A 13,722-nucleotide genomic window follows, 5' to 3' on the forward strand; every position below is an offset into this window, starting at 1 on the left:
ACCGCCGGGACACCATGAGCGCCACAACGCAATGACTGCCGGGACCGGGAGCGCCGCCGTCCGCTGGCGGGAGGTCTTTACCCGGGTTTACGGGCCTTCCCTCGCGCTGGTCTGCCTCGGCGTCTGGCTGCATGCCGCCGATGCGCTGCTGGTCTCCACCATGATGCCGGCGATCGTCGCGGAGATCGGCGGCATCCGCCTGATCGCCTGGACGGTGGCGCTCTACGAGATCGGATCCATCGTCGCCGGCGCGGCCAGCGGCCTGCTCGCCCTGCGCCTCGGCACCCGCCGCCCGATGACGGCGGCCGCCTGCCTCTTCGCCGCCGGCTGCGCGCTGTCAGCGCTGGCGCCGGAGATGTGGGTGCTGCTGGCCGGGCGGCTGCTGCAGGGGCTGGGCGGCGGCGGCCTGATGGCGCTGTCCTTCGTCTCCGTCGGGCTCTTGTTCCCGCGCCGGCTGGTGGCGCGGGTGATGGGCGCGGTCTCCACCATCTGGGCGGTCTCCGCCTTTCTCGGCCCGCTGATCGGCGGCCTCTTCGTCGAGTTCGCGACCTGGCGCCTGGGCTTCTGGTTCTTCGCCGTGCAGGCCGTGCTGCTGGCGCTCTGGATCGCAGCGCGCGGAGACAGCGGCAAACGTCCGGCAGAGCAAACCGCCGGCGGGCGCTTCCCGGTGTTCCGCCTGCTGTGGCTCTCCGCCGGCGTGGTCTCCGTCGCCTATGCCGGGATCGAGATCACCGCGCTGCGCACGCCCGCCTTCGTGGCCCTGGGCGTCGCCTGCTTCATCGTCTTCCTGCGGCTGGAGGCGGCGCGCGGCGGAAGCCGCCTGCTGCCGCAGCGGCCCATCGGCCTCGGCAGCCCGCTGGGCGCGGCGCTCACCATGATCCTCTGCTTCACCGCCGCCACCATCGCTCTCAGCATCTACGGGCCGCTCATCATGACGCGGCTGCACGGCGCGCCCATCCTGGTGGCCGGCTACATCCTGGCGCTGGAGGCCGTCGCCTGGGCCGTCGTGGCGGCGCTGCTGTCGGGCGCGCCGGAGCGCCGCGACCCGGCGCTGATCGTCACCGGCATTACGCTCGTCAGCCTCAGCATCGCCGGCCTCGCCTACAGCGTTTCCCAGGGCCCGCTGTGGCTGATCGCCGCCTTCGCCATGCTGCAGGGCGCCGGCTTCGGCATGGCCTGGACCTTCATCCTCCGCCGCGCGACCGCCCTGGCGCCGCCGGGCGAGGTGGAGCGCGTCGCCGGCGCCATTCCCACGGTGCAGCGCCTGGGCTACGCGCTGGGCGCCGCCTTTGCCGGCATCGTCGCCAACGCAGCGGGCATCGCCGGAGAGAACGGGCCACAGCCCCCGGGCGACACTCTAACCTTCGCCGCCGCGGCGATCTTCCTCGCCTGCCTGCCGCTGGCCGCGCTGGGCCTGCTGGCCGCCGCGCGCTTTGTGCGGGCGGGGACGCCGCAGGGTCAGGACGAAGCGAAGAACGGGGCGGGAGGCCGGGCATGAAGGATCTTGACGCCGTCCTCGCTGCCTTCGACGGCAAGCACACCGCGCCGCTGGAAACCTTCGCCGAACGCCAGGCACCGACGGCGGCGGTGATCCGCGCCCTGACCGCGGCAGCCGGCGCGCCCGACCAGAAACACCAGAGCGCGGCGACCTGGCTGCTGAAGCGCTACGGCGAAGACGGCCTGGCGTTCACCCCGCGCCAGACGGCGGCGCTGCTCGCGCTGCTGCCAAGGGTCACCCACTGGGAGGCGAAGCTGCACCTGCTGCAGATCTTTCCGGGCCTCACGGTTCCGGAGGGCGAAGCGCCCGCGCTGTTCACGCTGCTGACGGGGCCGGGCTACCGCGGCGATGCCAACAAGCTCGTCCGCGCCTGGACCTACAACGCGCTGGCGGAGTTGGCCGCGCAGCATCCGGCGCGGCGGGCGGAGGTGCAGGCCCTGCTGGCGCGCGGCGCGGAGGACGAAGCCGCCTCGGTCCGTGCCCGCCTGCGCGGGATCGCAAAGGCGCATGGCTGGGCGCGTCGCGGCGTATAGGCCGGCACCTGCCGGCAGATGATGCCGGCGTGGACTCCCGGCTAGCTGAACCGCCGCGATCTGACGACGAAGAGGCCGGCGGCGATGATCGAGAAGATGCCGAGAAAGGCCGCCGCGTTGGGAAACTCGCCGAAAAAGAGCATGCCCCACAGCAGGGCAAAGGCGATGTAGGCGAAGTCCAGCGTCGCGATCGTTGTCGGAGGGCCGACCTGATAGGCCAGCGCCGCTCCAACGCTGCCGACGACGAAGCTCACGGCCATGATGACGATGACGACCCACTCGCTCTGCCCCATGGGCGACCAGCCGCCCAGCAGGTAGGCCGCCATCTGCGAGGTCTGGGGTTCCTGCTCCCACAGCAGGCCGACGAGCGTCGCGGCCAAGCCGGTCGCCAGCAGCGCCACGTTCAGGTTCAGGCTGATGACCAGCGGGTGCTCGCCCTGGCACTTGGCTTTGGTCAGCAGGTTCGCAAGCGCGGCGAGCATGGCAGCCGCCAGCGGCAGGAGGGCGAAGCTGTTGAAGGACTCGGTGGCCGGCTGAACGATGAGCAGCACGCCGAAGAACCCGAGACCCACCGCCGCCCAGACCGCGGGCGATACTCTGTCGCCCAGCAGGACCGCAGCGAAAATGCAGACGAACAGCGGCATCGTGTAGTTTGTCGCCGCGACGGCGGACAAATCGACCTTCGGGAGGGCGATGTAGTAGACGACGGCCTGGGCCACCATCAAAAGGCTTCTGAGCGATACCCAGAGAAGGCTTCGCGGCCGCCAGGAAACGCTCCGGTACCAGCCCGCCAGGATCAGCAGGATCATGGGAACCGTGAGCAGCGAGCGAAGCGCAAAGATCTGCCAGAGCGGAAAGTTCGCGCTCAGCAGCTTGGCCAGCGCATCGCTGAGCGAAAGCGTCCCGACGGTGATGAGGATCGCGATGACTGCGACCTGGATCGTCGCGGAACCCGATGCTGATCGCACGCCCATGCATCTTACCCACGTCGCATTTAATGGCGGCGCTTTTACTGGCGGCGCCCCTCCTGACGTCCTTTCTCCCGGTCCGCGCCCTTCAGCCGGAAGCCCCCGTCAGCCCGCGTCATAGTCGCCGGGGACCTGGCCGCCGTAAAGGTCCGGCCCGCCGGGCGGGATCCCGGGGATGGCATGGAAGAGAACGCTGTGGGCCATGAGGATCACCGGAGCGGTCGCTGCGGATCGGGCGGAACCGACGGGAGGGAAGCCTGCGGCATCGCGCCTGGGGCGTCAACCGGGCCCCCGGAAATGACATCGGACGGGGTCTGTGTGGGGCGTCCCCCTCACCCTCCCGCTGACGCGGGCCCCTCCCTCTCCCGCGAGGGGAGAGGGGACTCCAGCGCGCCCTTCCCCTCCGCCGCCTCTTCCCTCTCTGGCGCCGGGTCGACCGTCACCTCGGGCAGGTGGCAGAAGCCCTGGGGCGGGACCTCGAGGGCGGCGTTGAACTTGCTGGACATGTTCTGGAAGGCGATGAGGCCGGTCAGCTCGGCGCGCTGGTCCTCGTCGAACTGCCCGGTCAGGGCGGCGGCCATGGCGGGGGTGACGGCCTCCCCCGTGCGGGTCACCGCCTCGGCGTAGTCCAGCGCCGCGCGCTCCGCCGCCGTGAAGTCTCCACTGTCACGCCAGCGGTGCAGGGCCTGGATCTTCTCCGCCGCCACGCCGCGCTTCTCCAGGGTCGCCGCGTTCACGTCGACGCAGAAGGCGCAGTGGTTGATCTGCGAGATGCGCACGGTGACGAGGGAGCGCAGGGCCGGGTCCAGCGGCGAGCCGCGGCGGTTCAGCGCCCCGTAGAGCAGCGCCAGCGCCGCGAAGACCCAGGGCGAGCGGCCCCAGAGCAGCCCCGGTTCCAGCACCTTGCCGTAGCTGCGCTTCTGCTTCCAGAAGAACAGGCGGATGAACCAGGGATAGGCCGACAGCGGCTTGGGGGTGACCAGCATGGGTGTCTCCGGTTGCGGCGGCGTCGTGACGGGATGCCATCCTGAAGGGGCGCGATCCTGATGAAGCGCCATTCTGGGGGCCCGGCGCGCGGCGGCGCCGTCTCCCCTCCCCCTCCCACGTCGGGACCCCCGCCCTGTCGCGCAAGGGGCGGAGGATCAAAGGGCACGCCCCCTCCCGACCTTGTTACCCCTCTCCCCTTCTTCGGTATCCCTCTCCCCAGTTTGTTTTCCCCCTCCCCCTTTTGAATCCCCCTCCCCCTTGATGGGGGAGGGCTGGGGTGGGGGTGACTCCCGCCCCCCTACGTCCCCACCGGACGGGCGAAGCGCACACCGGGGCCGAGGCCGCCCCCACCTTCCCCATCGCCGCCCTCTCCCCCATCCTCCCCGGCGATCATCTCGACCCCCGCCGCCGCGAAGGTGAGGCGCAGGAGGCGCGCGGTGGCGGGGCGGATGCTGCCCTGGCCGCGCTCGAAGGTGCGGATGGTGACGGCGCTGACCCGTGCCCGGCGGGCGAGGTCCTCCTGGCTCCACAGCAGCAGCGCCCGCGCCGCGCGGCACTGCACACCCGTGAGTTCCTGTTGCGCCGCATTTCCGGAAGGAAAAGAATCTGTGTTACAAGCCGAAGCAGCCATGGCCTGACTCCTCTGAAGTCGGGGTATGGTCAGGCGCGGGGCGGTGCTGCAACACCTTCTCGCGCCGCTAAGCGCAAATTTCGAAATTTAGCACCATGCTAAACTTTGAAATGAATATCAGGGCGGTGTTGGGCCGTCAATTGGTTTTATGAAAACAGGGGCCGGATGAGTCTCACACCCACCTTCTGCCGTGCCGCCCGCATCCTGCTCGACTGGACGCAGACCGACCTCGCCGAGGCCTCCGGCCTGACCCGCGCGACTGTCGCGAACTTCGAACGCGGCGCCCACATGCCCCACCCCAACAACCTCCAAGCCATCCGCGAAGCCCTCGAAGCCGCCGGCATCGAGTTCCTCCCCGAAACCAAAACCAAAGGCCCGGGGTTAAGGGTGCGGAAGTAGGGGAAGTGCCGAGACACACTGGCGCAATTCAGTGCGGCACCACTATCATGCTCGTTTCATCAATGCACTCTCATCACGCTGCCGTTAACTGCGCCAGCGCTGCAAGTGTTGTTTCCATCTGGGCTTGGTTAGCCTTGCCGTCACATAGAATCTGTTCGATATCGGATCAGCGATTCGGACTTAAAGAATCCAACTCGGCGGCTCAAAAAATCTACATCTACCGATCCGACAATCTCGAATTTCTCATAACGTCTCCACTGGGCAGCACCAGCTTTGCCATCCGACTTCCTAACGAACTGGACCTTGATCCATCGGGGAACTAACACTAGCTCGCCTGCGTTCATCGATGGATCTCGTTCCGCTCCGCGTTCCATAGCGAAGCCAATTTTCCCCGTACGTCTTTCTCGAACGACTTGAAGCCGCTTCGTGAGCACCGAGTATTCCTTACCGTCAATGTTCTCGGTTCTGGAGGTCGTACCCTTTCGATTGCTGGAAGATGAATGAGTTTGATTGCTCCCAGCACGCTTGAAGAAAGCCACCACAATCAGAGCAATGACGATAGCGGCAGCTATGGTCCAAGCAAGCTCACTCATGTGCGACCGAACAATCTGTCATGAACCAATCAGCAGGTAGCTGGACACGGTCTTTCTCCAGCGTTTCCCAAGATCCTTGAAGTTGGACTAAGGCGTATCGCTCACCACCCGCCTGATCTCGTGGCAGCAACGTGACCAGGGCGACATCAAAAACAATGACCGACCCGCTTCGTCCACTGAGCTGTTGCTGATGACTGCCCAGGTGACACATATAGCCGAGGCCCTCTATGTCCCTAGTAAGCGAAATGAATTCATGTGCATACGCCAAACGATCCGATTGGCTGATCTCGTCCCAAACGAGAATCAAGTCTTCAAGATAGTCAAACATCCAACCCGCAATCTCCATCGCCTTCTCACCACTGACCGTCGACATGTCAAAACGGAAGGCATTTGGTTGTCCAAAACGGGCTAGGAAGTCTTGGGTACCTGTTACAGGGCGTGTTGGAACGAATAGCGTCTTTCGGATTGCCAGTTCGAGATCAGCACGCTGGCGCTGCTGCTGTTCTTCTGTTGGCTTCCTAAAGACCGAAACATCCGCACCCACTGCGCGGGCGATGCTTCGTAATGTTTGCTCGGAGGGAAAGTGTTTGCCGCTTTCTGCTTTCTCAATTGTTCGGGTCGATAGATTGGCTGCGTCAGCAAGGTTTTCTTGTGTCAGAGCAAACGCTTTACGCAAGAAGCGCACGGTGTCCGCAATGAACTGAGGGTCTCTCTCTGTGTTTTTCATGTTCGTCCTCCATTGATAGAAGACGCAATTCTTGAAGAAATAGTGCTCGCATGTCCCCGAACGGCTCCCGAATGATACGCCTGCGATCAAGCGGGAACCTGCTCATTGACCGCGGGCAGCTACGGCCGTTGATCTCTTCATTCCCATACTTTTGATGATATAGTGCCCTATGCGCGAAAGACTTTCTCTTCGTTTCGACTTTTCACAGCTTATCGAGAAAGCTCACCAAGCATTCAAGAAACGTGCTGGCGAAGTTACTGTCTCCCTAAGTTTGCCTTTTATATCAATCACAGCTAGCCCTGCTGATTTGGAACGCCGCATCGCCCGAGAGCTCTTGATCCGCCTTTCAGACCGTCGCGTGTTGAGCGGAAAAGAGTGCTGTGACAACTGCATTGATCAGTCTCTTGAGTCCCTTCAGTCAATCCGGGCGATCTTGGTCGATAAACAAGTTGAGCTTTCGCAATTGAGCGATGGCTCTCTTTACTTGCTCCTGGAACTGATGCTCGAAGGTCTGCGGCAATTTCTAACGTTCGAGCAGCGTATTTCGACTAGTCAATCGAATTGGGAAGGCGGTGACCATCCGGACTTCCATCGGCCTCCAGGTCAGCGGGAAATGTACTTTGAAGCCTTGGAAACTCTGCGCGGGCACCTGAGTCGATGCCTCGGACAGATTGCGGTGATTGCAGATATGGAAGTTCCTAAGGTTGGAGCAATTCCAAGCTATCAGAATGCATGGCCCAAGGAAGTGTACGCGGGTCCTGAAGCCGACAATCTAAAGCTCCAAGAGTAGGTGACACAGTTTTCCGCTTGCCTCGATACTTCCAGGCTAGCCGGATTTTCAGAAAAGGGAGCCAGGAGAATGGATGTCTCAGTTGACGCTTTGCGGGTCCTCCTCCTTTTGGCTCCTGGCTTCGTCGGATTTCGGCTTTACATGATTGATTCAAGCTGGGGAGATATAAGACAGTTAGACATCATATACGGAAGCCTTGTTTTCTCGGCGATAGGCTACGGTTTTTACTTATTATTCTCATATATTATCGGATTTGATAGCATAATTTGGATGATCATTATATCCTTTATTTCGGCTATAATATCCGCACTTACTTGGCGACTTCATGGACATACCCTTCTGCACCGCTTGTTGCATCGTCTCCAGGTAACCAACGAGGATAATCTCGGCGACGTTTGGCAGAAAATCTTCAACGATCCCAGAATCTATGTGACCCAGATAACCGCCTACCTAAAGAGCGGCGAAGCCATTCAGTGCGACAACACCGCTGACTTTGACCGTCCCGAACTGCGGTCGAAGGGTATCTTTCCTTACTATACTCACCGTGAAGGGCAGATTTGCTTTGTCCCCAATCTTCGAAAACGCTGTCCCAATTCTGAATGGGAGGCCGTTGAAGACGTTGAGGCGACGGCTGGCTGGGGAGTTCGGATGATTTATATCCGCCCCGATGAGCTTCAGCGGTTGGAAGTCCGCGTAACACCCAGCAAAGCTGAAATCTAAGTGATACTACTTGTTGGAGGGTTTCGGGCCATCCTGGCTCGTAGGTGGCGGAGGAGGTGGTTTGCCGCCCTGCGGATTAGGACGTTGGCTCGGCGTGTAACCCTTCTCAAATGGTCTGCTCGGCCTATTGCCACGGTCTCCGCCGCCCCCTCCTTTAGGACCACCTGCGCCTTTATTGCTTCCACTCATTGCTGCAATCCTTGACCTCGTTAGAGTCCAGCTTTCACTATACCACAAATTGAGAGACTTAACATCTTTTGCGCCTGATGATCCGCTCACAGTCTTCCTGTTCCGCTAAAGCAAGACACTGATCCGGCTCTCCTCGCCGCCCCCTTCGTGAGGCTGCGGCGCAAGACCGCCTCCCCGCGCTACCTGTTGACCAGATCCGGCTCCCTGCGCGGGCCGTTGCGCCAGGGGCCGCCGCTGCGGTGGTCGCTCGGCGCGGCGGGGTCGGCTTTCCAGGTGCAGGGCGCCGGCAGCGGCAGGGCGCCGGTGCGGATTTCGGGACGCTGGTGCGGCGCGGTGAAGACAAGCGCGCCGGGTGTGAAGAGCCTTTCCTGCTCCGGACTGTCGACACGCCAGGAGGCTTCGCCGCCGAGAATGGAGTAGATCCCGGTCGAGGCGTGGGCATGTTCGGAACAGGTGGTCTGCGGCCCCAGAACGAAGAGGCCGAGCGAGACGGCGCCGGGCGGCAAACGACATCTTTGCGACCGCAGCGGTCATCCGGTTAAATCAGTCCGAGGGCCGCGCCTGTTCCGGACCAACGAGCAACAATGGCCTGAAAGCGTTGAGGGGAGTCCCATGATGTTCTGGACAGCGGGGGTGGCCGGACTGGCGGTCGCCTATCTCCTCGGGTCCCTGCCCACGGGCTATCTGGCGGGAAAGCTGCTCCGGGGCATCGATATCCGGGAGTACGGCTCCCGGTCCATCGGCGCAACGAACGTCCTGCGGACGCTGGGAAAATGGCCTGCCCTGGTGGTGCTGCTGACGGACGTGCTGAAAGGGGTGGGCGCGGTCGTCTTTGCCGGCTGGTTCTGTTCCTGGATTTACAAAGTCCCCGCCGTCACGCCACCCGCAGCGCTTGAGTTGCAGACCTTCCTGCCCTGGGCCGTTTCCCTGGCCGGACTGGCGGCGCTGCTGGGGCACAGCCGCCCGGTCTGGCTGAACTTCGCAGGCGGCAAGTCCGCCGCCACGGGGCTCGGCGTGCTGCTGGCGATGTCCTGGCCGGTGGGTGTGGGGGCTGCAGCGGTCTTCGCTGTCGTGCTGGCCGTCTTCCGGATCGTCTCTCTCGGCTCGATGCTCGCGGCCCTGGCGGCGGTCGCAATCGTCTTCGGCCTGGACCATCCCCTGCCCTATCGGCTGCTGGTCGTTGCAGGCGGCCTCACTGTGATCGCGCTCCACCGCGCCAACATTCAGCGGCTGCTGGCCGGGATGGAACCGCGCCTGGGACAGAGGAGCCCGGACCCGAAGTCTTAGGGCGTACCCTCCGGGACTGGCGCGGTGGGTCAGGTCACGCCCTTCACACCGACCACTGGAAGACGTAGCCCGCGGCCAGCGAGCCGAGGACCGCCAGCACAAGGTACAAGACAAAGGGTTTGAGCTTCAGGACCGGCACGATCGCCATGGCGCCCCAGATGCTGACGACGCCGCCCGACACCAGAAACGCCATGGCGGCCCCTGCGGACATGCCGCTGTCCATCAGGCCCCGGGTCAGGGGCAGGGCCGCATAGCCGTCGATGTAGGCCGGGGCGCCGACGAAGACGGCGGCGGGGATCGCCCACCACTGGTCTTCGCCGACATAGGCGGTGAGCGCGTCCGGCGTGAGCGCGGCGTTCAGCGCATACTCCGCCGCGAAGGCCGGGATCAGGCAGATCAGGATGAGCCGCGCGGTCGCCCGGAACTGCTCGGCAAAGGTGCGGCGGCGGGCCTGCGACCGCCAGACCCAGGGATCGAAGCCGCGCTCCGCAGCGCAGCGGGCGGTTCCCAAACCCGCGGTTCCCAGTTGGCGCGCCAGGCCGGTATCCCGCAGCGCCGAACGCGCCCAGGGCCGCCCCGCGAAGACGGCCGTGGCCAGACCGCCGAAGAGGCCGAGGCCGAAAGCCGCGAGGGTCTTCCCGACGGCAAAGGACAGCCCCAGGGTGGCGGCGGTCGTGGCCAGCATGGCCGGGTCCGTGACGGGCGAGGACAGCCAGAACGCCATGATCGGCGCCAGGGGCACCCCGGCGGCCAGGAGCCCCGCCATCATGGGCAGCACGGCAACGCCGCAGACGGGCGTGACCGCACCGATCAGCGACGCGGCCAGGACGGTTCGCAGGGTCTTTCCCTCGAAGGCGCCGGCGATGTGCGAGTCGGCGCCGCTGGCGATGATCCAGGCAGCCAGGACAATGCCGGGAATGACGATCGGCGCGACGACGATCAGCCCCCGGACGACAAAGACCGCGGCCCCGGCGGCGTGCCCCGGCCAGGCGAAGGCGGCCAGCGCCAGAAGGGCTGTAGCGCCCCCGTAGCAAACCCACCGCCTGTTCGCGCGGGCGGCGGACAGAACCTGCTGAACCATGGGAGCGCTCCTTCGGCCTTGCAGGATAGGAGTGGGTCAGACATACATGAAACGAATGATATTTATACCAGCTATCGGAAACATGAATATCAGGTGCGTGAATGGACAACCTGGATAGCGACCTGCTGCGCACCTTCCTCGCCGTGGCGCAGGCCGGCAGCGTCACCGAGGGGGCGGAACGGATTCACCGCTCACAGTCCGCAACCAGCGTCCAGATCCGGCGGCTCGAGGCCATTGTCGGACAGCCGGTGTTCGAGCGGCACGGGCGGGGCGTCGCGCTGAGCGAGGCCGGGCGCCGCCTGCTGCCCGTCGCCCGGGACGTCACGGCCCGTCTCGACACGGCGCTGCGCGCGCTTTCCGACAGCACCGTCGCCGGCAAGATCAGGCTGGCCATTCCCGACGATCATGGCCGGACAAAGCTCACCAGGATCATCGCCGCCTTCGCGCAGCGGCATCCGCAGGTCGAGCTTGAGGTGACCTGCGCCCTCAGCACCGGCTTCCCCGAGGCCTTGAAAAAAGGCGACCTCGATCTCGCCATCTACGAAGTCGAGGCGCTGCAGGCGGGCGAAGAACTGCTGAGCGAAGACCCGACCTGCTGGCTGTCCGCCCTCGGCCAGGACTTCTCCACGGCCGCGACACTGCCGGTGGCCTTGTTCGATCACGCCTGCTGGTGGCGGGACGAAGCCGTCAGATCCCTGGACGCGCGCGGCGGGCCCTACCGCATCGTCTACTCCAGCCAGAGCGTGTCGGGTGTGCTCGCCGCGGTCGAGGCGGGCATCGCCGTCGGGCTCCTGGGCCGGTCATCGCTTCACGCCGGCCTGACGGTCGTGGATCAGACCTACGGCTTTGCGCCGACGCCGACCTCCAAGCTCGTGATGGCGGGCGGCACGGCGCCGGGCGGCGCCCCGTTGGCCACGATGAAGTCCGCGATCCGCGCGGCGTTTCTGGGCGGAAGCCCGAAGACGGAGTCTCGCGGCGACCCCGCGAACGGATAGTGCGGGCTCATTGCGGCCATGTGACACCGGTCTCTTCGCGGAGACCGCAGCGGCTTCAGGTCAGCGCCTTCACGCCGTCCGGCGTCTCGATCTGGGCGCGGTAGCGGAGCCGGGGGCCCTGCACGACCGCGGGCGGGCGGTCGACGGCGAGGGCGCGGTACAGCATCTCGACGGCGGCAGGGTCCGGATGCTCCAGGGTGAGCGAGAGGAGGCGCGCGCCGAGGTCGGGGATCTCGGCCATGGACGTCGGGTCGCCGCGGTGGTCGATGAGCGAGGGGGCCGCGCCGTCGAGGGGCAGCGAGCCATCCGCCGGAATGGCGAAGTCGAAGGCCGGGGTGGCGGGCGGCAGGGCAACCCGCTCGCCGAAGACCGTGCCCTGGGCGCAGACAAGGGACCCGATGTCCTCCGTCGCCGCGACCCAGCCGCGCAGGCGCCGGCCCTCGTCCCAGTCCGCCCGGACCTGCTCCGGGTCGTCCACGCCGAACCAGCGCGCCCGGCCGGGATCGACGCCCTCCGGGTCGCGGGCGACGATCTCCAGATAGACTCTGCCGCCGAGCTGAAGCCGGTGATTGTGGGTGCCCATGTAGTCGTGGCGCGTGCCGAAGGGCACCTCGAGGCCGAGGCAATCGCGGACATGCGCCACCCCCTCGGCCAGGGTCGGAGCAATCACGGTGAGGTGGTCAAGCGTCAGCACGGGGGGAGCACTCCTGCGGCGTCCGGGCTATTGATGTGGTTGGGCTGCCTATGTGGCGGGGATTTCATATGAGCCAACCCTGCCGGGAAAAGCAAAGGCCGCTCTGTGCCGTGAGGCAGACCACCGCCCCCCTCGTTGGGCTTTCTGTCTATGCTGGGCATCTACGGTGGCACCACGCAGAAGGAATCGGTATGAGCAGCGACGGCATCCGCTTTTCGACCGACAACCCCGTTCCCGCCGGACCGCTCGACGGCCTGATCGAGGCGGTCGGCTGGGGCCGGCGCGGCGAGGCCGCCTGGGCGAAGATCTGCGCGCGCTCCTCTCTGCTGGTCACGGCCTGGGAGGACGCAAGACTGGTCGGCATGGGCCGCATCCTGGAGGACGGGGTGATGTGCATGGTCTACGACGTCGCCGTGCATCCGCTTTACCAGGGCCGGGGGATCGGCAGCGCGGTCATGCGGCGCATCGTCGGCCACCTGGAACGGCAGTCCTTTCAGTCCGTCGGGCTCTTCGCCTGGGACCAGAACCCGGTGAACGGCCCTTTCTACGAGCGCTTCGGCTTCGCCCGCGTCGGCTACGGCATGAAGTTCGCCCTGCCGGCCGAGGCGTGACGGACGACGATGTCCAAGCGCGGATGAGAAGCGAGGCGGGGAGAGAGGAAGAACAGCGGCGGAGGGCTTGCGGCTGAGAGGCAGTCACCCCCCTCCCGACCTCCCCCCATCAAGGGGGGAGGGGATTCCCTGGGGCACCGCAACAACGTCCCTCTCCCCCTTGATGGGGGAGGGTTGGGGTGGGGGTGAGCCACGGGCGCGATGCCTGCCCACTTTCCCTTCAGCCGCGCCCGCTTGCCCAGATAAGGCTGTACATCCTTTCGGCTTCCTGTCTTTGCTTCCGGTGAAAGCCGCGCTGAACGCAGGAAACAAGACCCATGCTTGCCGTCAATCCGGAGCTCTTCGCCGCCTATCTCTTCGCCACCGCCGTGCTGATCCTGATGCCGGGGCCCATCGTCACCCTGGTGATCGCCAACTCGCTGGCCTACGGGCAGCGCACCGGGCTGGCGACGGTGGCCGGGGCGAGCAGCGGCAACGCCATCCTGGTGGCGGCCGGGGCGCTGGGCCTGACCACCCTGCTGGCCGTCGCCGCCGGCCTCTTCGAGGTGCTGCGCTGGGCCGGCGTCGCCTACCTGCTCTATCTCGGCATCAAGCAGTGGCGCGCGGTCTTCACCGCCGGGGCGCAGGGCGAAGCGGCTCCCATGAAGTCCCACAAGGGGGTCTTCGGCCAGGGCGTGCTGGTGGCCATCACCAACCCCAAGACCATCCTGTTCTACGCCGCCTTCTTCCCGCAGTTCATCGACCCGGCGCTGGCGGCGGGCCCGCAGCTGCTGGCCATGTCCATCGCCTTCGTGATCATCGCCACCACGCTGGACGGGCTCTATGCCGTCCTGGCCAGCCGTGTCCGGCGCTTCTTCGTCTCGGCGCGGGCCAACCGCATCCGCCACGGCATCACCGGCACGCTGCTGATCGGCACCGGCGTTGGCCTGGCGCTGGCGCGGCGGTAGAGAGCACGGCGGGTCATCCTTCGAGACGGCCTTATACAGGCCTCCTCAGGATGAGGAGAGGAACAAAGGCCT

At 65.4% G+C, this 13,722-nt stretch carries 16 protein-coding genes; 9 read left to right on the plus strand and 7 right to left on the minus strand.

Annotated features, from left to right (window positions below; all coding sequences use genetic code 11):
• Positions 1 to 31: 31 nt before the first annotated feature.
• Both ACO06P_RS11490 and ACO06P_RS11495 read left to right on the plus strand, forming a co-directional pair.
• Entirely contained in the window at positions 32 to 1,498 is a 1,467-nt protein-coding gene (locus ACO06P_RS11490; protein ID WP_420345383.1) for an MFS transporter, read from the plus strand.
• Positions 1,495 to 2,031: a hypothetical protein gene (locus ACO06P_RS11495; protein ID WP_420345384.1), complete on the plus strand. Its 537-nt coding sequence runs from the start codon at positions 1,495 to 1,497 to the stop codon at positions 2,029 to 2,031. Before ACO06P_RS11490 ends, ACO06P_RS11495 begins: the two co-directional genes overlap by 4 nt.
• Before the next feature lie 41 nt (positions 2,032 to 2,072).
• On the opposite strand, the gene ACO06P_RS11500 is transcribed toward ACO06P_RS11495, so the two are convergent.
• From ACO06P_RS11500 to ACO06P_RS11510, 3 genes are all read right to left on the minus strand, one after another.
• Entirely contained in the window at positions 2,073 to 2,999 is a 927-nt protein-coding gene (locus ACO06P_RS11500) for a DMT family transporter (protein WP_420345385.1), read from the minus strand.
• Positions 3,000 to 3,331: 332 nt separating this feature from the next.
• A complete protein-coding gene (locus ACO06P_RS11505; RefSeq protein WP_420345386.1) occupies positions 3,332 to 3,985 on the minus strand; it encodes a carboxymuconolactone decarboxylase family protein in 654 nt (217 codons plus the stop codon).
• Positions 3,986 to 4,284: 299 nt separating this feature from the next.
• A complete protein-coding gene (locus tag ACO06P_RS11510) occupies positions 4,285 to 4,617 on the minus strand; it encodes a helix-turn-helix domain-containing protein (protein WP_420345387.1) in 333 nt (110 codons plus the stop codon).
• Positions 4,618 to 4,782: 165 nt separating this feature from the next.
• On the opposite strand from ACO06P_RS11510, the gene ACO06P_RS11515 reads away from it, so the two are divergent.
• Complete coding sequence (locus ACO06P_RS11515; protein ID WP_420345388.1) at positions 4,783 to 5,016, plus strand: helix-turn-helix domain-containing protein; 234 nt, start codon at positions 4,783 to 4,785, stop codon at positions 5,014 to 5,016.
• A gap of 585 nt (positions 5,017 to 5,601) precedes the next feature.
• Here ACO06P_RS11515 and ACO06P_RS11520 read toward each other — a convergent pair.
• Positions 5,602 to 6,336 (minus strand): helix-turn-helix domain-containing protein, encoded by a 735-nt coding sequence (locus tag ACO06P_RS11520; protein WP_420345389.1) that lies wholly within the window; start codon positions 6,334 to 6,336, stop codon positions 5,602 to 5,604.
• Positions 6,337 to 6,505: 169 nt separating this feature from the next.
• Between ACO06P_RS11520 and ACO06P_RS11525 the strand changes: the two genes are divergently transcribed.
• Complete coding sequence (locus ACO06P_RS11525; protein WP_420345390.1) at positions 6,506 to 7,126, plus strand: hypothetical protein; 621 nt, start codon at positions 6,506 to 6,508, stop codon at positions 7,124 to 7,126.
• 69 nt (positions 7,127 to 7,195) lie between these two features.
• On the plus strand, positions 7,196 to 7,846 hold the full coding sequence (locus ACO06P_RS11530; protein WP_420345391.1) for a hypothetical protein: 651 nt from the start codon (positions 7,196 to 7,198) through the stop codon (positions 7,844 to 7,846).
• 368 nt (positions 7,847 to 8,214) lie between these two features.
• Here the strand turns inward: ACO06P_RS11530 and ACO06P_RS11535 are convergent, their stop codons facing one another.
• The gene (locus tag ACO06P_RS11535) at positions 8,215 to 8,541 is read right to left on the minus strand and encodes a hypothetical protein (RefSeq protein WP_420345392.1); all 327 of its coding nucleotides are present in this window, start codon (positions 8,539 to 8,541) and stop codon (positions 8,215 to 8,217) included.
• Between the two features lie 106 nt (positions 8,542 to 8,647).
• Here ACO06P_RS11535 and plsY point away from each other — a divergent pair, with 106 nt between their 5' ends.
• On the plus strand, positions 8,648 to 9,322 hold the full coding sequence (gene plsY, locus ACO06P_RS11540) for a glycerol-3-phosphate 1-O-acyltransferase PlsY (protein ID WP_420345393.1): 675 nt from the start codon (positions 8,648 to 8,650) through the stop codon (positions 9,320 to 9,322).
• 43 nt (positions 9,323 to 9,365) lie between these two features.
• On the opposite strand, the gene ACO06P_RS11545 is transcribed toward plsY, so the two are convergent.
• The gene (locus ACO06P_RS11545) at positions 9,366 to 10,403 is read right to left on the minus strand and encodes a permease (RefSeq protein ID WP_420345394.1); all 1,038 of its coding nucleotides are present in this window, start codon (positions 10,401 to 10,403) and stop codon (positions 9,366 to 9,368) included.
• Positions 10,404 to 10,504: 101 nt separating this feature from the next.
• Here ACO06P_RS11545 and ACO06P_RS11550 point away from each other — a divergent pair, with 101 nt between their 5' ends.
• Positions 10,505 to 11,398, plus strand: a complete 894-nt coding sequence (locus tag ACO06P_RS11550; protein WP_420345395.1) for a LysR substrate-binding domain-containing protein — start codon at positions 10,505 to 10,507, stop codon at positions 11,396 to 11,398.
• A 55-nt stretch (positions 11,399 to 11,453) separates the two neighbouring features.
• Here the strand turns inward: ACO06P_RS11550 and ACO06P_RS11555 are convergent, their stop codons facing one another.
• A complete protein-coding gene (locus ACO06P_RS11555) occupies positions 11,454 to 12,092 on the minus strand; it encodes a VOC family protein (protein ID WP_420345396.1) in 639 nt (212 codons plus the stop codon).
• A 191-nt stretch (positions 12,093 to 12,283) separates the two neighbouring features.
• Between ACO06P_RS11555 and ACO06P_RS11560 the strand changes: the two genes are divergently transcribed.
• Both ACO06P_RS11560 and ACO06P_RS11565 read left to right on the plus strand, forming a co-directional pair.
• Positions 12,284 to 12,703: a GNAT family N-acetyltransferase gene (locus ACO06P_RS11560; RefSeq protein ID WP_420345397.1), complete on the plus strand. Its 420-nt coding sequence runs from the start codon at positions 12,284 to 12,286 to the stop codon at positions 12,701 to 12,703.
• Between the two features lie 317 nt (positions 12,704 to 13,020).
• Positions 13,021 to 13,650 (plus strand): LysE family translocator, encoded by a 630-nt coding sequence (locus tag ACO06P_RS11565; protein ID WP_420345398.1) that lies wholly within the window; start codon positions 13,021 to 13,023, stop codon positions 13,648 to 13,650.
• Positions 13,651 to 13,722: the final 72 nt, after the last annotated feature.

The sequence above is a fragment of the Pelagibius sp. genome (genome assembly GCF_965227505.1).
Classification (GTDB): domain Bacteria; phylum Pseudomonadota; class Alphaproteobacteria; order Kiloniellales; family Kiloniellaceae; genus Pelagibius.

Excerpts from the sequence above, each read along its gene's own strand:
- ACO06P_RS11490 (WP_420345383.1), top strand. The coding sequence starts at position 32 with ATGACTGCCGGGACCGGGAGCGCCGCCGTCCGCTGGCGGGAGGTCTTT.
- ACO06P_RS11495 (WP_420345384.1), top strand. The coding sequence starts at position 1,495 with ATGAAGGATCTTGACGCCGTCCTCGCTGCCTTCGACGGCAAGCACACC.
- ACO06P_RS11505 (WP_420345386.1), bottom strand. The coding sequence starts at position 3,985 with ATGCTGGTCACCCCCAAGCCGCTGTCGGCCTATCCCTGGTTCATCCGC.
- ACO06P_RS11510 (WP_420345387.1), bottom strand. The coding sequence starts at position 4,617 with ATGGCTGCTTCGGCTTGTAACACAGATTCTTTTCCTTCCGGAAATGCG.
- ACO06P_RS11515 (WP_420345388.1), top strand. The coding sequence starts at position 4,783 with ATGAGTCTCACACCCACCTTCTGCCGTGCCGCCCGCATCCTGCTCGAC.
- ACO06P_RS11520 (WP_420345389.1), bottom strand. The coding sequence starts at position 6,336 with ATGAAAAACACAGAGAGAGACCCTCAGTTCATTGCGGACACCGTGCGC.
- ACO06P_RS11525 (WP_420345390.1), top strand. The coding sequence starts at position 6,506 with ATGCGCGAAAGACTTTCTCTTCGTTTCGACTTTTCACAGCTTATCGAG.
- ACO06P_RS11530 (WP_420345391.1), top strand. The coding sequence starts at position 7,196 with ATGGATGTCTCAGTTGACGCTTTGCGGGTCCTCCTCCTTTTGGCTCCT.
- plsY (WP_420345393.1), top strand. The coding sequence starts at position 8,648 with ATGATGTTCTGGACAGCGGGGGTGGCCGGACTGGCGGTCGCCTATCTC.
- ACO06P_RS11545 (WP_420345394.1), bottom strand. The coding sequence starts at position 10,403 with ATGGTTCAGCAGGTTCTGTCCGCCGCCCGCGCGAACAGGCGGTGGGTT.
- ACO06P_RS11550 (WP_420345395.1), top strand. The coding sequence starts at position 10,505 with ATGGACAACCTGGATAGCGACCTGCTGCGCACCTTCCTCGCCGTGGCG.
- ACO06P_RS11560 (WP_420345397.1), top strand. The coding sequence starts at position 12,284 with ATGAGCAGCGACGGCATCCGCTTTTCGACCGACAACCCCGTTCCCGCC.
- ACO06P_RS11565 (WP_420345398.1), top strand. The coding sequence starts at position 13,021 with ATGCTTGCCGTCAATCCGGAGCTCTTCGCCGCCTATCTCTTCGCCACC.